The sequence below is a fragment of the Pseudomonas sp. KnCO4 genome, assembly GCF_045344305.1.
In the GTDB taxonomy this organism is placed as follows: Bacteria; Pseudomonadota; Gammaproteobacteria; order Pseudomonadales; family Pseudomonadaceae; genus Aquipseudomonas; species Aquipseudomonas anuradhapurensis.
This window is the reverse complement of record NZ_CP174199.1, coordinates 755,310-771,305: the sequence shown is the minus strand read 5'-3', so window position 1 is coordinate 771,305 and position 15,996 is coordinate 755,310. Positions and strand designations below refer to the sequence as shown.

Here is a 15,996-nt window from a genome sequence, read left to right as displayed (position 1 = left end):
TGCCCCAGTATGTGCAACGCTGCCAAACACGGCGGCGCACGACAAGGAGTTAAGCATGCACAAGATTGCCTTACCGGGCCTCATCGCCCTCGCCTTCAGCGGCCTGGCCGCGGCCGATGCGCGTATCGACCTGGGCGACACCCAGCGCGTTACCCGCCTGTTCGCCTTCCCCAACAACTGCCACGTCATCTGCTATCGCGACTGGACCCTGGAACAGACCGTCGAGCACTACCTGACCCAGAGCGTACGACGCGATGGCCATGCCGATGCCCAGGTAAAGGTGAGCCGCGACAACGACCGCCTGCAGGCGACCATCAGCGGCGTGCCCGCCAGCTACGCCAAGCCCCTGCGCAAGCTGCTCGACACCGGTGAGCTGGCCTACCAGGGCGCCACCCAGCTGAACAAGGACGGCAAATGGTCCTACGACTGGTACCTGTTCCTGCCGCTGGGCATGGCCCTGCAGAACCGCCGCAGCATCGAGCTGCTGCACTTCCCGCCGGATTACTCGCTGACCCAGGCCCAGGACTACCTGCGCTCCAACACCACCGACCGCTGGGCCGAGCTGCTGACCTTCAACGGTGTCGACGCCAGCCAGACCCCGGCCTACCAGACCATCATCGACATCGCCCCCATCGCCGCGCCGGCCAGCGCCGGTGAAACGCTGAAGGACACCTACAGCTACTTCAAGGACTACCAGGTGCGCATGGTCAGCGAGATGACCCTGCAGAACCCCGCCAAACCACTACCGATGGTTGCCTTCGGCGCGCCGGTGCGCAGCTGGATCCAGCAGCAATATGGCCCGCAGTTGAATGTGCTGGGCCTGGTCACCATCAGCCCGCAAGCCGGCGCCAAGGTGCCGGTGCTGGGCGCCAACCACCCCAGTGCCATCTGGTATGCAGCGGACAAGGACAGCCACGGTGGCGATCAGGATGCGGCCGATGCCGCCGGGCTGAAGATGATGGGCCAGGACCTGACAGCGGCTTGCTGGCAGGCGGGGATGGGGCGCAATCAACGCGCCGATGCCAAGCTGACGCTGGATGCCTGCGCGACCAAGTGGCAGGTAACGCAGAAAAAGCAGACCTGTGAACTGTTCTTCCGTACGGTGCGCAAGTACACGCCGGAGCAGGCGGCAGCAAAATGCAACACCGCCAGCGTGACCCGCAGCCTGCGCGAGCTGGACAAGCCGGTCGAGGCTCAGCCGCAGGGCTTGTGACCGGCATACCGTCTATTCGCGAAAACGCTCGCTCCCACAGCTGAACCACAGGCCTCAGGCCTTGCATTGCATCTGTGGGAGCGGGCATGCCCGCGAAGGGGCCCGTGCAGGCCCGCTCAGTCTTCGAGCAGGGTACAGGCCATCACCAGCGCATCCTCGCGGCCACCGGCGATCGGGTAATAGTCGCGCCGGCGACCGATTTCGTTGAAACCATAGCGCTCGTACAGGCGATAGGCCGACTGGTTGCTGGCACGCACTTCCAGGAAGCACTCACGGCCATTGAGCTGGTAAGCCCGCGCCATCAGGTGTTCGAGCAGGCGCAGGCCCAGGCCGCGGCCCTGGTTTTCCGGCTTGACCGTGATATTGAGCAGGTGCGCCTCGTCGATGATCACGTTGATCACGCCATGCCCCACCTGCTGTTGGCCGTCGAACATCAGCCAGACTTCGTAGGATTTGAGCGCATCCTGGAAGATCCCACGGGTCCAGGGATGACTGAACGCGGCATATTCGATTTTAAGTACGGCATCCAGATCCGCCTCGGTCATCCGGCGGAAGCTGATCGAGTCACTCATTCAACGCTCTTCCAGCGCGCCATCAGCTGGCGCATGGCTTTCCAGACGTCCGCCTTGCGCTGCGGCTCGTCCATCAACAGTTCAAGGCCCGGCAAGGCCCAGGCGTCGCCCAGGCCGTCGAGCGTCAGGGTTTGGTAATAGGCGTCGCTGTCGGCATTGGCGGCAAAGCGCAGCGCCGGCAGGCCGACCAGCCACAGGCAGGCGCACGGGGCGTCTTCCAGGCGTGCCTGGACAAAGCCCTGGACAAAGTCGCGCGCGGCTTCCGGGCCCTGGTCCAGGTTGCCGCGCACCAGCAGCGGCCAGCGCACCGGTTCGCCGATGATCTGCGGGGCATCGGGCAGGCCGGCGGCGCGCAGCATGTCCTTGAGCAGCAGGTAGGACGGGTCGCGGCTCTGGAACGGCTGGCCGGTGGCCAATTCCACCAACAGCAGGCAACTGCCGGCGCGCAGCAGCTGCAGCGAGAAGCGCGGGGGTGGCACCGGTGCCGGGCGGGTAGCGGCGACCGGCTCCTCGGCCTCGGCGGCCTTGGCGGCCGGCTTGGGCACACTGGCCGGGCGCGGTATCTCGATTTTCGGCCGCTCGCCGGCGCGCGCCTGTGGGGCAGCGGGCGTTTCGTTGGCGGCTGGTGTGGGCCGGGTTTCGAAATCGAGGTTCTCGACCGGCGCCACCGGCAGCAGCAGCTCGGGCCGCGACGGTGCGGCGAACGGCAGTTCGGCGCGCGGCAGCCAGTGCACCACTTGCATGGCGGAAAGGTAGGCGCGGCGACGGGGTTCGGTGAGCAAGGTGCGGGGTCCCGAGGGGTGAAGACAATTGCGCATTCTAACGCTGTTGGCATGCGAGTGCCGCAACTGGTCGGCGGATTTTTGATGCCTGTGCCGGCGCATTCGCGGGCGCGCCCGCTCTCACAGGTATCACCCAGTTTGAGGTGCATGGAGGACCTGTGGCAGCGGGCGAGCCTGCGAAGAGGCCAGTGAATCCCTTATAGAAGCAAAGGTTATCTCGCATTACAGACCAAGGGGTGAAAACCTCCCCCCCGGATGCAGTACAATCGCCCCCTTTTTCTTGGCAACGAGTCGAAGCCAATGATCGAACCCAAGCGCGTCCTGCGCGCCCTAGCCGAACACTGGGCCCTGATCGAGCCGCTGTGCGAGCGTTTCGACCAGGGCACCCTGAGCCTGGTCGAACTGCGCCAGCACGTCGCCCGCCAGCAGGTCGAGAGCACCCCACAGGACATCACCCAGCTGCTCGACGTGTGGATCCGCCTGGACATCCTGGTCCCGGTGGCCAAGAGCCCGAACCGTTTCGAGCTCAACGCGCAGATCCACGACTTCCTCGCCTACCTGCGCCGCGAACACCGGCTGGGCCTGTGCCTGGAGATCGAAGCCTACCTGCGCCACCTGGAGCGCCTGGCCGGGCATATCCAGGATGCCTTCGACAACCGCGACAGCGACGACCTGGCGCGCCAGTTGCGCCTGCTCGACATGCGCGTGCGCGATGTGCTGAAGAAACTCGACAATGACGAGCAGGCCCTGGTGGCCGTGGCCGAACGGGCCAAGACCAGCAACCGCCAGATCCCGCTGCGCCAGCGTTATGCCGAAGTGCTCGCCACCTGGGACGAATACGTCGAGCCGATGATCCAGCTGGTCAACGCCGACGGTGCCTTCGAGCAGGGCGTGCGCAAGGTCGAGACGGTGCTGTTGAAACTGCTCGGCGAACAGGCGCGCCTGGGCCACCTGGTCGACGACGACATGCTGCTGCGCACCCATGCGCGCATCCTGGAAATGCAGACCAGCGCCCAGCTGACCCTGCGCCATGCCCGCGAACTGCTGCTGCCGCTGCGGGAAGAAGCCCGCCGGCACAACGCCGTGACCCGCGGTGCCGCGCTGGCCCTGTCGGTCATCCGGCGCAAGGGCATCGACGCCGTGCCGCAGGCCGCCATGCCGCTGTTCACCCGCCCGCAAAGCACCTTCCTCGGCAGTGCCAGCCAGGTGGAAGCCTACGTCTACGCCCTGGCCCGCTTCGAGCCCAAGCCGGCGCGCTTCCCCAAGGCCCACAAGACCCAGTCCGGCGCCCTGCCCCGTGCACCGCGCACGGTCAAGGAAATGGCCGAACGCTGCGAACAGGCCCTGCCGCTGCCCGACCTGATGGTCTGGCTGCTGGAGCAGGAACCGGAAAGCGCCACCGACGAGCTGCTGTACTGGTTCTCGCGCCTGTCGCGGGAAAAGCGCTTCAAGCGCGAACGCCTCGACCGCCGCGAGTACACCACCCAGGAACACCTGGTCAGCCTGCGCTCGTTCGCCCTGACCTCCAGCCGCGAAGACGCCACTGCGTCTACCGAAACCAACGCGAGCCCAGCCCATGCATCTTGATCTTTCCGAACTGTCCCAGCTCGCGCCGATCTTCCGCGAGCTGTTCAAAGGCTTCCACGTCAGCCGCCGCGACCCCGAGCTGTACGCCCAGCTGTCCAACTTCCAGGACCAGTACCGCACCCTGTTCAAGGCCCTGGGCTTCGAACTGGTATGCGACACCCGTGGCTTCTACTACTTCGTGCCGGACCTGAGCGCCGCGCAGGTCAACAAGACCGCGCAGCGCCTGTCGCTGTTCACCTTCATCCTGGTCGAGCACCTGGCCGACCAGGGCCGCGACCCGATGGCCGTGCTCGATGGCGGCAGCATCGGCCGCGACGAACTGCCATCGCTGCTGGACAAGTACCGCGACCTGTTCCTGCAGGCCGAAGTGCAGACCGTGGACGAGCTGGAAGAAAAAATCCTGCGGCGTATGACCCAGCTCGGTTTCGCCTTCGAGGAAGGCGGTATCTACCGTTTCCTGCCGCCGATGCACCGTTTCCTCGACGTGTGCCTGGCGGTGCAGCAGGACCGCGACCTGGCGGCCACGCTGCACAGCGACCTGCCACTGCCGACCCCGGTGCTGGTCGAGGAAGAAAGCCCCGAAGAACTCAACCGCACCGACGACCCGCTCGACCTCAGCCCCTTCGAGGGCGAGGAAAGCGAAGAGGAAGCCCTGGCCCGGGCGATCCGCGAAGAGCAACAGGAGATTGACGCATGAGCCAGGAACGCTACGGCATCCGCCGCTTCGCACTGCTCAACACCGCTGGCTACAGCCTTGGCCTGTTCCCGCTGGAACAGCCGCTGTCGGTCTACGGTGCCAACAACCTGGGTAAATCGGCGTCGATCAACGCCCTGCAGTTCCCGATCCTGGCACGCATGTCGGACATGAGCTTCGGCAAGTACAGCCTGGAGCAGTCGCGCCGCTTCTACTTCGCCAGCGACACCTCGTACATCCTCTGCGAGCTGAGCCTGCCCCACGGCCCGCACGTGATCGGCGTGGTCGGGCGTGGCCCGGGCGGCGGTTTCGGCCACCAGTTCTTCGCCTACAAGGGCGAGCTGGACCTGGCCCACTACCAGAAGAACGACACCTGCCTGCGCCAGAAAGAGCTGTTCACCAACCTCGAGCGCCTGGGCATCAAGGCCTATGAAGTGAAGCCGGACGAGCTGCGCCGGCTGCTGGTCGGCGGCCATACCTCGGTGCCGCTGGACCTGACCATGATCCCGCTGCGCTCGACCAGCGAGCAAAGCCTGAAAACCTTCCGCGCGCTGTTCATCAACCTGCTGCACATGCGCGAGATCACCGCCGCCAAGCTCAAGCAGCTGTTCCTCGATGCCTTCGAGCACAGCCTGCGCTCCGGCAGTGTCGACTACATCGCCGCGTGCGAAGAGGCCTTCCGCGACGTCCGCCGCATGGAACAGGACTACAACGCCCTGGTCGCCGCCGGCCCGCTGGTCGAGGCCCTGGCCGGTGGCGTGGCGCAGCGCGATATCCTGCGCGGCAAGCTGCACCGCATTTCACCGGTGCTCGACACCTTGCTGGCGACCTGGCAGGAATACGCCATGGCGCGCAAGGAAGAGCTGGTGATCCAGGCCGAGCACTACCGTGGCGAGCAGGACCGCCTGCAGAACGACCAGCGTGGCGGCACCCAGGAGCTGATGCGCCTGGAGCGGGAAATCACCGGCATCCAGCGCTGGCTGGGCGAGCTGTCGGTGCTCAAGCACCGCTTTGCCCTGGTCGATGACGTCAAGGTCCTGGAGCAGCAACTGCTGGCGGCCAAGGACGCCCACGACGAACTGGCCGGCGCCCTGGCCCAGTCGCGGCAGTTCAGTGCCGAAGACCTGGACGAACGCGTGCGCGACCTGGAAAAACGCCTGAAGCAGGTACGCCAGCAGCTCGACCACGCCGACAACAACAGCTACGCGCGCCTGCGCGAAGAGTTCTCGCAACAGGACGTCGACCGCCTGATGCGCCTGTTCAACGGGGCCCTGTTCAGCCTGCCGCTGGGCGACCGGGGGATCGAGCTGGATGACAGCGAGCTGTGGGTAAAATCGCTGGAAGCGGTGCTCGACGGCTTCAAGGGCGAGCGTTTCGAGGCGCCCGGCCTGTCCATCGACCTGTCGCACATCGACCCGCCGGCGCTGCAGGCCCTGGCCGACCGCGCCGCCCTGCGCGACCAGAAGGAGCGCCTGGAAAAAGAGCTGAAGCAGCTCAAGACCCAGCAGGCTGTTGCCGCCGACCGCTCCGCGTCCAAGGCCCAGACCGAAGCCCTGTACCAGCAGGTGCTGGACGCGCAGAAAGCGCTGGAAGACTTCCGCCGCAGCGAAACCCTGGCCGCCGAAGAGCCCGAGAAACTGGAGCAGCTGGCGCAGCTGGAAGCCGCCCAGGACGAACTCAAGCGCTCCAGCGATGCCTTCACCGAGCGCGTCCAGCAGCTGTCGGCCAAGCTGCAGCTGGTTGGCCGCCAGATCGGTGACCTCGAGGCCAAGCAGCGCACCCTGGAAGACGCCCTGCGCCGTCGCCAGCTGCTGCCCGCCGACCTGCCCTTCGGCACGCCGTACATGGAGGCCATCGACGACTCGATGGACAACCTGCTGCCGCTGCTCAACGACTACCAGGACAGCTGGCAGAGCCTGCAGCGGGTGGACAACCAGATCGAGGCGCTGTACGCCCAGGTGCGCCTCAAAGGCGTGGCCAAGTTCGACAGCGAAGACGACATGGAACGCCGCCTGCAGCTGCTGGTGAACGCCTACGCGCACCGCACCGACGAGGCCCTGACCCTGGCCAAGGCCCGCCGCGCCGCGGTCACCGACATCGCCCGGACCTTGCGCAACATCCGTAGCGACTACGACAGCCTCGAGCACCAGCTGGCCCTGTTCAACCGCGAGATCAACCGGCGCCAGGTGTCCAACCTGGAGAGCTTCCGCGTGGTGCTGGCGCCGAACAAGGAAGCGCTCAAGCACATCGACCAGATCATCCACAGCGCCGGCCAGTACGAAGAGGGCGAGACCCTGTCGGTGTTCGACCTGACCCAGAGCGCCGAGCAGGACAACAAGAACGAAGAGGCCAAGGAGTACCTGGCACGCCTGGTGGCGGCCAACCACAACCAGCTGGGCCTCAAGGACCTGTTCGAACTGGCGTTCGAGATCACCAAGGTCAACGGCCAGCCGGTGATCCACGCCGACATCGACGGCGCGGCATCCAACGGCACCACCATGACCATCAAGGCGCTGACCAACATGTACCTGTTGCTGCACCTGATGGACCGTGACCTGGCCGGGCGCATCCGCCTGCCGTACTACCTGGACGAAGCGGCGGACATCGACGAACGCAACCAGGCCGCGCTGCTGGAGACCAGCCTGCAGCTGGGCTTCGTGCCGATTCTGGCGAGCGTGAAGCCGCAGGTGTCGGCACGCGTGGCAATCGACCTGGAAGGTGGCAGCGGGCCGAACGGCATCTACATCGACGAGGCGGACTGGAAGTACATCAGCCGTCGGGATGAGGTGAAGGCGGTAGTGCGTGAAGACCAGGCCGAGGAGTTGGCCTGACAGAGAGCGTGGGGCCGCTTTGCGGCCCTTTCGCGACACAAGGCCGCTCCTACAGGGGTTCGCGTATCACCAGAATACGCGAATCCCTGTAGGAGCGGCCTTGTGTCGCGATGGAGGCCAAAGGCCTCCCAGGATCTACCCGGCGATCAATGCGCCCAAGGCAGGATCGGTATCGCCGTCACCGCATTCTGCGGGCTGCCTTCGATCATGCGGTCGCTGTACACCAGGTACACCAGGGTATTGCGCTTCTTGTCGAGGAAGCGCACCACCTGCATGGTCTTGAACACCAGCGAGGTGCGTTCCTTGAACACTTCCTCGCCATCCTTGAGCTCACCCTTGAAGTTGATCGGCCCCACCTGCCGGCAGGCGATCGATGCCTCGGCCCGGTCTTCCGCCAGCCCCAGCCCGCCCTTCACGCCGCCGGTCTTGGCCCGCGACAGGTAGCAGGTCACGCCCTCGACCTTGGGGTCGTCGAACGCCTCGACGACAATCCGGTCGTTCGGCCCGAGGAACTTGAACACGGTGGACACCTGGCCGATTTCCTCGGCCCCGGCCAGCATCGGCAAGGCCAGTGCCGCCACGGCAATCATCCTTTTCAGCACGTACCTACCCTCAGACCAGAACCAGGTTGTCGCGGTGCACCAGCTCGGGCTCCGCGATGTAGCCGAGGATACCTTCGATGGCATCCGACGGCTGGCCGATGATCTTCTGCGCCTCCAGGGCACTGTAGTTGGCCAGGCCGCGCGCCACTTCATGGCCGTCCGGGCCGACGCACACCACCATTTCGCCGCGGCGGAAGCTGCCTTGCACGGTCTTCACGCCAACCGGCAGCAAGCTCTTGTTGGCCTGGCGCAGGGCCTGCACCGCACCGGCATCCAGCACCAGGGTGCCACGGGTCTGCAGGTGGCCGGCCAGCCACTGCTTGCGCGCCGCGAGCATGCCGCGCTCTGGCGACAGCAGGGTACCCAGGCGCTCACCGGCCTTGAGCCGGTCCAGCACGCGCTCGATGCGGCCACCGATGATGATGGTATGGGCACCGGAACGGGCCGCCAGGCGTGCGGCGCGCAGCTTGGTCTGCATGCCGCCACGGCCCAGGGCACCACCGGTGCCGCCGGCCACCGCATCCAGCGCCGGGTCGTCGGCGCGGGCTTCGTAGATCAGCTGGGCTTCGGGGTTGTTGCGCGGGTCGGCGTCGAACATGCCATCGCGGTCGGTGAGGATCACCAGCAGGTCGGCTTCGACCAGGTTGGCCACCAGCGCCGCCAGGGTGTCGTTGTCGCCGAAGCGGATCTCGTCGGTGACCACGGTGTCGTTTTCGTTGATCACTGGCACCACGCCCAGGTCGACCAGCGTACGCAGGGTGCTGCGGGCATTCAGGTAGCGCTTGCGGTCGGACAGGTCGTCATGGGTCAGGAGAATCTGCGCAGTGTGCTTGCCGTGCTCGCCGAAGCTCGATTCCCAGGCCTGCACCAGGCGCATCTGGCCAATCGAGGCGGCCGCCTGCAGCTCGTTCATCGCACTCGGTCGCGAAGTCCAGCCCAGCTGGCTCATGCCGGCAGCCACGGCCCCGGAGGAGACCAGAACCAACTCCACGCCTGCCTCACGCAGCGCGACCATCTGCTCGACCCAAACGGCCATGGCACCGCGATCGAGGCCCTTGCCATCGGCGGTCAGCAGAGCACTGCCAATCTTCACGACCCAGCGCTTGGCGCCCGTCACCTTGCTTCGCATCTTCTTCCAACCTATGTCGAATCTGTAGATACCGTGGATACAAAAACGCCGCTCCCGAGAGCGGCGTTTAGTGTACTGCAACCGGTCAGTCGCGCACGTAAATGATTTCCGGGCCGTCTTCGTCGTCCTCGAAATCATCGTCCCAACCGTCATCGTCGCCGATGTCGTGCACGCTCTTGACACCGGTACGACGCAGGGTACGAGCGTCGTCCAGGGCCTGCAGCTGGGCACGCGCCTCGTCTTCGATGCGCTGGTCGAGGTCGGCCAGCTCTTCGGCGTAGGCCGGGTCATTGGCCAGGCGGTCGGCGCGGTCTTCGAGGTAGCGCATCAGGTCGTGGCTGAGCTTCTCGGTGCCCTGCTTGGCGATGGCCGAAATCACGTAGACCGGGCCTTCCCACTGCAGGCGCTCGACCACTTCCTTGACGCGCTCGTCGCGCTCGTCATCCATGACCATGTCGGCCTTGTTCAGCACCAGCCAACGCTCACGCTCGGCCAGCGACGGGCTGAACTGGGTCAGCTCGTTGATGATGACTTCGGCAGCATCGGCCGGGCTGCTGCCGTCCAGCGGCGCCATGTCCACCAGGTGCAGCAGCACGCGGGTACGCGCCAGGTGCTTGAGGAAGCGGATACCCAGGCCGGCACCTTCGGAAGCGCCTTCGATCAGGCCGGGAATGTCGGCGATGACGAAGCTCTTCCAGCGGTCGACGCTGACCACGCCCAGGTTTGGCACCAGGGTGGTGAACGGGTAGTCGGCCACTTTCGGCTTGGCCGCCGAAACCGAGCGGATGAAGGTGCTCTTGCCGGCGTTCGGCAGGCCCAGCAGGCCGACGTCGGCCAGCACTTTCATTTCCATCTTCAGGTCGCGCTGCTCACCCGGCTTGCCTGGGGTGGTCTGGCGCGGCGCACGGTTGGTGCTGGACTTGAAACGGGTGTTGCCCAGGCCATGCCAGCCGCCCTGGGCGACCATCAACTTCTGCCCCGGGGTAACCAGGTCACCGATCACTTCCTGGGTGGAAGCGTCGATCACGGTGGTGCCGACCGGTACGCGCAGGAACAGGTCGTCACCCTTCTTGCCGGTGCAGTCGGTGCTGCCGCCGTTGGCGCCACGCTGGGCCTCGTGGTGACGGGTGTAGCGATAGTCGACCAGGGTGTTGAGGTTTTCGTCGGCGACCATGTACACCGAGCCGCCGTCGCCACCGTCACCGCCGTTGGGACCACCGTTCTCGATGAACTTCTCGCGACGGAAGCTCATGCAACCGTTGCCACCGTCACCGGCCTTGACCCGAATGGATACTTCGTCAACAAACTTCATTCAAAACCGCCTCTCGCCTTCCGACGAGCTGAATACTGATAAACCTGAGGCTCTTGCAAAAATGAGCGCGGCGGCCCCGTACGACCGTAGAAACCCACGCCGGCAGCCCATACAAACAGCTTTGCAAGAGGCTCACCACAAACGAAAAAGCCCCGTCGCATGACGGGGCTTCTGGAGCGACGTCGCGATTAAGCTGCGACGATGCTCACGTAACGGCGGTTGAACTCGCCTTTCTTCTCGAACTTGATCACGCCTTCGATCTTGGCGAACAGGGTGTGATCCTTGCCCATACCAACACCGTAGCCGGCGTGGAATTCGGTGCCGCGCTGGCGGACGATGATGTTGCCTGGCTTGATAACCTGGCCGCCATACATCTTCACGCCAAGGCGTTTCGATTCTGAGTCGCGACCGTTACGAGTACTACCACCAGCCTTCTTGTGAGCCATGGTTCAATTCTCCAAATAAATTCAGGGGATCTAGGGGATTAAGCCTGGATGCCGGTGATTTTGATCTCGGTGAACCACTGGCGGTGGCCCATGCGCTTCATGTGGTGCTTACGACGACGGAACTTGATGATGCGAACCTTGTCGTGGCGGCCTTGCGAAACGACTTCGGCCACTACTTTAGCGCCAGCAACAACTGGAGCACCGATGGTGACTTCTTCACCGTTGGCGACCAGCAGAACGCGATCGAAGGTCACGGATTCGCCAGTGGCGACTTCCAGTTTTTCGATCTTGAGGAATTCACCTTCAGCGACTTTGTACTGCTTGCCGCCGGTAACGATTACTGCGTAAGACATGGTATTTCTCCGATAATCCTGCTCACCCAGCGCTTTATATGATGAGTATTGGCTGGCATGGCTGCACAGGGCTGGAACGGCCCGGTGCAATTGCGTAAGGCAGGTGCTGCCCAGGAAGTTAGGGTGCGCGATTGTACGCAACCGCGGTTTTGCTTGCAAGTACCGCCCCCGGGCAGGCGGCACCGTGCCTTGACACACCGGGACCCGCGACCTAGCATGCCGCGCAACCTCACTGGAGCAGCCGATGCAACCCCAATCCTTCTACCGAGCGGTGGCTGATGATTTCAGCGCCGTCGACGAGATCATCAAGAAGCAGCTGACCTCGCGCGTGCCGCTGGTATCGAAGATCGGCGACTATATCACGTCGGCCGGCGGCAAGCGCCTGCGTCCGCTGCTGGTCCTGCTGTGTGGCAAGGCCCTGGGCCGCGAAGGCGACGACCTGCGCCTGCTGGCCGCGACCATCGAGTTCCTGCACACCGCCACCCTGCTGCACGACGACGTGGTCGACATGTCCGGCATGCGCCGTGGCCGCTCCACCGCCAATGCCCTGTGGGGCAATGCGCCGAGCGTGCTGGTGGGCGACTTCCTCTATTCGCGCTCGTTCGAGATGATGGTCGAGCTCGGCTCGATGCCGGTCATGCAGATCCTGTCCAAGGCCACCCGGGTGATTGCCGAGGGTGAAGTGCTGCAGCTGTCGCGGGTACGCGACGCCAGCACCACCGAGGAAGTCTACATGGAGGTCATTCGCGGCAAGACCGCGATGCTGTTCGAGGCCTCGACCCACAGCGCCGCCGCGCTGGCCGACGCCAGCGACGAGCAGCGCGAAGCCCTGCGCACCTTCGGCGACCACCTGGGCGTGGCCTTCCAGCTGGTCGACGACCTGCTGGACTACAAGGGCGACTCGCAGACCCTGGGCAAGAACGTCGGCGACGACCTGGCCGAAGGCAAGCCTACCCTGCCGCTGATCTACACCATGCGCGAAGGCACCGCCGAACAGGCTGCGCTGGTGCGCCAGGCGATCCAGAAGGGCGGCCTGGAAGACCTCGAGCAGATTCGCGTGGCGGTCGAGGCATCCGGTGCGCTGAACTACACCGCCGAGCTGGCACGTGACTATGTGAAGCGCGCCATCGCATGCCTCGAGGTGCTGCCGGCCAGCGAGTACCGGGATGCGCTGGTTGAGCTAAGCGAGTTTGCGGTCGCGCGTACTCACTGATAGATCACGTCAACTCCATTCGCGGGCTCGCCCGCTCCCACAGGATAAGTACAGCCCTCGAGGTGGTGCTATCCCGGGGGGAGCGGGCAAGCCCGCGAATGCTTTTGTCCGGACATAATCCCTTCTGCAACAATACCTCTTACAATGTCGGGCTTTTACCGCCTGTCTGTTTGAGGAACCGAAGTGAGCACTCTGCCACCCTGCCCAAAATGCAACTCCGAATACACCTACGAGGATGGCACCCAGCTGATCTGCCCTGAATGCGCCCACGAATGGTCGGCCAGCGGCGATGCCGAGGCAGCCAGCGACGAGGTGGTGAAGAAGGACTCGGTCGGCAACATCCTGCAGGACGGCGATACCGTCACCGTGATCAAGGACCTCAAGGTCAAGGGTTCGTCCCTGGTGGTCAAGGTCGGTACCAAGGTCAAGAACATCCGCCTGTGCGATGGCGACCACGACATCGATTGCAAGATCGACGGCATCGGCGCCATGAAGCTGAAGTCCGAGTTCGTGCGTAAAGTCTGATAACGCAAAAACCGCCAATTGGCGCTTGCTATTTAGATAATAAGAATTATTCTCATTGGGGCCGCTATCCAAGGAGAATAGCCATGACTTATCTGATCGACGCCTGGCTGGACCGCCCTCACCCCTACCTGCGCATCCTTCATCGGGAAACCGGCGAAGTGTGCGCGGTGCTTGAACAAGAAGCGCTCGACGAACTGCGTGACCAGGGCGACCTGGACATGAGCGGGCTGAACTCGAGTGAACCGGGGGTGCTCAAGGAGCTGGTGCGCAACCTGTTTCTGTTCTGCTATGCACGGGCGTTGCGCCCTGGGGGAACAGACTGGAACTGACGAATCTGGCGAGGGCTTTGCCCTCGATCGCGACGCAAGGCCGCTCCTACAGAAGAACGCATATCCCTGAGCCACGCCCCAGAGGTTGGATTTTTTGTCCAACATCAGGGGCGCAGTTCATCCTGTAGCAGCGGCCTTGTGTCGCGAATGGGCCACAAAGCGGCCCCAGCGGTATTACAGAACGTCGAGCAGCTCGACGTCGAACACCAGCACGCTGTGCGGCGGGATGCTACCAACGCCCTGGGCGCCGTAAGCCAGCTCGCTCGGTACGTACAGGCGCCATTTGCTGCCGGCGTTCATCAGTTGCAGGGCTTCGGTCCAGCCAGCGATCACGCCACCCACCGGGAATTCGGCCGGCTGGCCACGATCGTAGGAGCTGTCGAACACAGTGCCGTCGATCAGGGTGCCGTGGTAGTGGGTGCGAACGTTGCTTTCGCGGGTCGGCTTGGCGCCTTCACCTGCGGTCAGCACTTCGAACTGCAGGCCCGAGGCCAGGGTGGTGATGCCTTCGCGCTTGGCGTTTTCAGCCAGGAATTCCTTGCCTGCGGCAGCAGCAGCTTCGGCCTTGGCGGCCGCTTCGGCTTGCATCACTTCGCGGATGACCTTGAAGCTGGCCGACAGGTCGGCTTCGCTGACGCGGCTGTCGGCACCGTTGAAGGCGTCGGTCAGGCCGGCCAGGATGGCTTCCAGGCTCACGCCTGGTGGCGGGTTGTCACGCAGCTGGCCGCCCAGCTGACGGCCGATGCCGTAGCTGACGCGAGTTTCGTCGGTGGACAGGTTGAGTTCGGACATTGTCGTGCTCCACTGCAGGGCGCAGTGAAGCCGCGCCCTTGATGAAAAGGGCGAGCAGCCTAGCACACTGGGGCGCCGCGAGCAGCTACCAGGCCGAGCGCTGGGAAATCGGCACCTTCAAGTCTTCTTCCGGGTGCGTGCCCATGCCACACATTTCATCCTGCACCGACCAGTGCACCAGGTTCATCGAAACCATGGGGATGGTTTGCAGCAGCTTGCGCGCATCCTCTACCGAGTGCACGCGCAGGCGTTGCCCACGGGCGTCGGACAGCGGATGGGCGTGGCCCTTGACCCGGGCCTCGAGCAGGTAGTCACCGCCTTCGATGGCGATCAGGTTCAGTTCGTCGACATGGCCAGACCTGGCCTCGGTGTTGAGCTGATGCAGGTTCATGAGAGCACCTCGGGACGGGAACCACGCATGAAAGCTCATTTTTTGTACAGAAACAGAGAATACACAAGGCACGACTGACGCCGCTCGTCAGTTGGCAGCGCCAAGCTGCGCCATCGCTGTAGGAGCGGCCTTGTGTCGCGATGGGGCGCGCAGCGGCCCTGACGATTGCAGCTTCGCCGCGAATTTGCAGTTTCGCCCGACTATGGCCGGGGCCGCTGCGCGCCCCATCGCGACACCAGGCCGCTCCTACACGGGCCGCGTCAGGCGAAGGGTTCAGTGCTTGGTGAGCTTGTCCAGGTAGCCCATGCAGAACGCCGAGACCACGAAGGTCATGTGGATGATCACATACCACATCAGATAGTCGGTGGAGATGTTCTGCGCATCCATGAACACCCGCAGCAGGTGGATGGAGGAAATGGCCACGATCGATGCCGCGACTTTCATCTTCAGCGATGAAGAATCCATCTTGCCCAGCCAGTTGAGCTTTTCCTTGCTCTCATCGATGTCCAGCTGCGAGACGAAGTTTTCGTAGCCGGAGATCATCACCATCACCAGCAGGCCACCGACCAGCGACATGTCGATCAACGACAGGATCACCAGGATCAGGTCGGCTTCGCTCAGGGCGAAGACATTGGGCAGGACGTGGATCACTTCCTGGAAGAATTTCAGCGCCAGGGCCAGCAAGCCAAGGGACAGGCCGAAGTAGATCGGTGCGAGCAGCCAGCGCGAGGCATACATCGCGTTTTCGAGGATACGTTCCATGGAGGGTTGGGACTCATCAGGTGACTAAAAAGCGACGGCGAGTATAGCCAGCCACCGGTTGCAGCAAAAGCCCGCTGAAACGGGGCTGCGCTGCAGCCCCGGCAATGGTTCAGGTTTCAGGATGAAACTGGAAATCCCCGAGGTTACGGCAGCGATCGCCATTGATCCGCCGCAACTGCGCCTGCAGGTGCAAGCACCAGATCTGTGGATCCTCGGCCACCTGGTAGCCATGCAAGGTCAGGCTGTCGACGATGGCATTCAGTACCGATTCGGCCACCAGCGGCCCATGGAACGGCCCCTGGGCCTTGATCGCGGACGGCTGTTCACCGGCCATTCCGGCAGCGAACAGCAGCGTCCACATACCGTTGTCCCCGGCCAGTGGTCGGATGCAGCATTCGATACGGGTCACCAGGCCCAGGCACTGGCGTGTGAGGCTGAGGTTGCGCATGGCCGCGTCCCCTCC

General features: G+C 64.1%; 18 protein-coding genes. 7 read left to right on the top strand and 11 right to left on the bottom strand.

What is annotated here, in order from left to right; translation table 11 throughout:
• The first annotated feature begins 55 nt into the window (after window positions 1-55).
• Complete coding sequence (locus tag ACJA3S_RS03565) at window positions 56-1,213, top strand: hypothetical protein (RefSeq protein WP_406820847.1); 1,158 nt, start codon at window positions 56-58, stop codon at window positions 1,211-1,213.
• A gap of 116 nt (window positions 1,214-1,329) precedes the next feature.
• Here ACJA3S_RS03565 and rimI read toward each other — a convergent pair whose 3' ends face one another.
• Window positions 1,330-1,785: a ribosomal protein S18-alanine N-acetyltransferase gene (gene rimI / locus ACJA3S_RS03560; RefSeq protein ID WP_200626723.1), complete on the bottom strand. Its 456-nt coding sequence runs from the start codon at window positions 1,783-1,785 to the stop codon at window positions 1,330-1,332.
• Window positions 1,782-2,567, bottom strand: coding sequence for an energy transducer TonB (locus ACJA3S_RS03555; protein WP_406820846.1), 786 nt, complete (start codon window positions 2,565-2,567; stop codon window positions 1,782-1,784). Before ACJA3S_RS03555 ends, rimI begins: the two co-directional genes overlap by 4 nt.
• A 300-nt stretch (window positions 2,568-2,867) precedes the next feature.
• Here ACJA3S_RS03555 and mksB point away from each other — a divergent pair, with 300 nt between their 5' ends.
• Genes mksB through mksF form a run of 3 tightly spaced genes read left to right on the top strand, consistent with a single transcriptional unit; the run spans window position 2,868 to window position 7,679 of the window.
• Window positions 2,868-4,154, top strand: coding sequence for an Mks condensin complex protein MksB (mksB, locus tag ACJA3S_RS03550; RefSeq protein WP_170028211.1), 1,287 nt, complete (start codon window positions 2,868-2,870; stop codon window positions 4,152-4,154).
• On the top strand, window positions 4,144-4,851 hold the full coding sequence (mksE, locus tag ACJA3S_RS03545) for an Mks condensin complex protein MksE (protein ID WP_170028210.1): 708 nt from the start codon (window positions 4,144-4,146) through the stop codon (window positions 4,849-4,851). The genes mksB and mksE overlap by 11 nt, the downstream gene beginning before the upstream one ends.
• Window positions 4,848-7,679, top strand: coding sequence for an Mks condensin complex protein MksF (mksF, locus tag ACJA3S_RS03540; RefSeq protein WP_186689225.1), 2,832 nt, complete (start codon window positions 4,848-4,850; stop codon window positions 7,677-7,679). Before mksE ends, mksF begins: the two co-directional genes overlap by 4 nt.
• A gap of 146 nt (window positions 7,680-7,825) precedes the next feature.
• Here the strand turns inward: mksF and ACJA3S_RS03535 are convergent, their stop codons facing one another.
• From ACJA3S_RS03535 to rplU, 5 genes are all read right to left on the bottom strand, one after another.
• Window positions 7,826-8,269, bottom strand: a complete 444-nt coding sequence (locus ACJA3S_RS03535; protein ID WP_085617292.1) for a CreA family protein — start codon at window positions 8,267-8,269, stop codon at window positions 7,826-7,828.
• A 22-nt stretch (window positions 8,270-8,291) separates the two neighbouring features.
• Window positions 8,292-9,410 (bottom strand): glutamate 5-kinase, encoded by a 1,119-nt coding sequence (proB, locus tag ACJA3S_RS03530; protein ID WP_186673845.1) that lies wholly within the window; start codon window positions 9,408-9,410, stop codon window positions 8,292-8,294.
• Between the two features lie 85 nt (window positions 9,411-9,495).
• Entirely contained in the window at window positions 9,496-10,722 is a 1,227-nt protein-coding gene (gene cgtA, locus ACJA3S_RS03525) for an Obg family GTPase CgtA (RefSeq protein WP_289133777.1), read from the bottom strand.
• Window positions 10,723-10,910: 188 nt separating this feature from the next.
• Window positions 10,911-11,168, bottom strand: coding sequence for a 50S ribosomal protein L27 (gene rpmA, locus ACJA3S_RS03520; RefSeq protein WP_070092741.1), 258 nt, complete (start codon window positions 11,166-11,168; stop codon window positions 10,911-10,913).
• Between the two features lie 38 nt (window positions 11,169-11,206).
• Window positions 11,207-11,521 carry a 50S ribosomal protein L21 gene (rplU, locus tag ACJA3S_RS03515; protein WP_003247466.1) on the bottom strand — a complete coding sequence of 105 codons (315 nt, stop codon included), beginning with the start codon at window positions 11,519-11,521 and terminating at the stop codon, window positions 11,207-11,209.
• A 244-nt stretch (window positions 11,522-11,765) separates the two neighbouring features.
• Here rplU and ACJA3S_RS03510 point away from each other — a divergent pair, with 244 nt between their 5' ends.
• The 3 genes from ACJA3S_RS03510 (at window position 11,766) to ACJA3S_RS03500 (ending at window position 13,588) form a co-directional block, all read left to right on the top strand.
• On the top strand, window positions 11,766-12,734 hold the full coding sequence (locus ACJA3S_RS03510) for a polyprenyl synthetase family protein (protein ID WP_170028206.1): 969 nt from the start codon (window positions 11,766-11,768) through the stop codon (window positions 12,732-12,734).
• Window positions 12,735-12,917: 183 nt separating this feature from the next.
• Window positions 12,918-13,259, top strand: coding sequence for a zinc ribbon domain-containing protein YjdM (locus tag ACJA3S_RS03505; protein WP_009686103.1), 342 nt, complete (start codon window positions 12,918-12,920; stop codon window positions 13,257-13,259).
• An 83-nt stretch (window positions 13,260-13,342) separates the two neighbouring features.
• On the top strand, window positions 13,343-13,588 hold the full coding sequence (locus ACJA3S_RS03500; RefSeq protein ID WP_170028205.1) for a hypothetical protein: 246 nt from the start codon (window positions 13,343-13,345) through the stop codon (window positions 13,586-13,588).
• 174 nt (window positions 13,589-13,762) lie between these two features.
• On the opposite strand, the gene ACJA3S_RS03495 is transcribed toward ACJA3S_RS03500, so the two are convergent.
• The 4 genes from ACJA3S_RS03495 to ACJA3S_RS03480 form a co-directional block, all read right to left on the bottom strand.
• Complete coding sequence (locus ACJA3S_RS03495; RefSeq protein WP_170028204.1) at window positions 13,763-14,380, bottom strand: FKBP-type peptidyl-prolyl cis-trans isomerase; 618 nt, start codon at window positions 14,378-14,380, stop codon at window positions 13,763-13,765.
• Window positions 14,381-14,465: 85 nt separating this feature from the next.
• Window positions 14,466-14,771, bottom strand: a complete 306-nt coding sequence (locus tag ACJA3S_RS03490) for a DUF6482 family protein (RefSeq protein ID WP_170028203.1) — start codon at window positions 14,769-14,771, stop codon at window positions 14,466-14,468.
• Between the two features lie 273 nt (window positions 14,772-15,044).
• Window positions 15,045-15,533, bottom strand: a complete 489-nt coding sequence (locus tag ACJA3S_RS03485; protein WP_170028202.1) for a TIGR00645 family protein — start codon at window positions 15,531-15,533, stop codon at window positions 15,045-15,047.
• A 109-nt stretch (window positions 15,534-15,642) separates the two neighbouring features.
• Window positions 15,643-15,981 (bottom strand): hypothetical protein, encoded by a 339-nt coding sequence (locus ACJA3S_RS03480; protein ID WP_170028201.1) that lies wholly within the window; start codon window positions 15,979-15,981, stop codon window positions 15,643-15,645.
• Window positions 15,982-15,996: the final 15 nt, after the last annotated feature.

What these genes read in the sequence shown, in the direction of transcription:
- ACJA3S_RS03565 (WP_406820847.1), top strand. Translation starts at nt 56, where the DNA reads ATGCACAAGATTGCCTTACCGGGCCTCATCGCCCTCGCCTTCAGCGGC.
- rimI (WP_200626723.1), bottom strand. Translation starts at nt 1,785, where the DNA reads ATGAGTGACTCGATCAGCTTCCGCCGGATGACCGAGGCGGATCTGGAT.
- mksB (WP_170028211.1), top strand. Translation starts at nt 2,868, where the DNA reads ATGATCGAACCCAAGCGCGTCCTGCGCGCCCTAGCCGAACACTGGGCC.
- mksE (WP_170028210.1), top strand. Translation starts at nt 4,144, where the DNA reads ATGCATCTTGATCTTTCCGAACTGTCCCAGCTCGCGCCGATCTTCCGC.
- mksF (WP_186689225.1), top strand. Translation starts at nt 4,848, where the DNA reads ATGAGCCAGGAACGCTACGGCATCCGCCGCTTCGCACTGCTCAACACC.
- ACJA3S_RS03535 (WP_085617292.1), bottom strand. Translation starts at nt 8,269, where the DNA reads ATGATTGCCGTGGCGGCACTGGCCTTGCCGATGCTGGCCGGGGCCGAG.
- proB (WP_186673845.1), bottom strand. Translation starts at nt 9,410, where the DNA reads ATGCGAAGCAAGGTGACGGGCGCCAAGCGCTGGGTCGTGAAGATTGGC.
- cgtA (WP_289133777.1), bottom strand. Translation starts at nt 10,722, where the DNA reads ATGAAGTTTGTTGACGAAGTATCCATTCGGGTCAAGGCCGGTGACGGT.
- rpmA (WP_070092741.1), bottom strand. Translation starts at nt 11,168, where the DNA reads ATGGCTCACAAGAAGGCTGGTGGTAGTACTCGTAACGGTCGCGACTCA.
- rplU (WP_003247466.1), bottom strand. Translation starts at nt 11,521, where the DNA reads ATGTCTTACGCAGTAATCGTTACCGGCGGCAAGCAGTACAAAGTCGCT.
- ACJA3S_RS03510 (WP_170028206.1), top strand. Translation starts at nt 11,766, where the DNA reads ATGCAACCCCAATCCTTCTACCGAGCGGTGGCTGATGATTTCAGCGCC.
- ACJA3S_RS03500 (WP_170028205.1), top strand. Translation starts at nt 13,343, where the DNA reads ATGACTTATCTGATCGACGCCTGGCTGGACCGCCCTCACCCCTACCTG.
- ACJA3S_RS03495 (WP_170028204.1), bottom strand. Translation starts at nt 14,380, where the DNA reads ATGTCCGAACTCAACCTGTCCACCGACGAAACTCGCGTCAGCTACGGC.
- ACJA3S_RS03490 (WP_170028203.1), bottom strand. Translation starts at nt 14,771, where the DNA reads ATGAACCTGCATCAGCTCAACACCGAGGCCAGGTCTGGCCATGTCGAC.
- ACJA3S_RS03485 (WP_170028202.1), bottom strand. Translation starts at nt 15,533, where the DNA reads ATGGAACGTATCCTCGAAAACGCGATGTATGCCTCGCGCTGGCTGCTC.
- ACJA3S_RS03480 (WP_170028201.1), bottom strand. Translation starts at nt 15,981, where the DNA reads ATGCGCAACCTCAGCCTCACACGCCAGTGCCTGGGCCTGGTGACCCGT.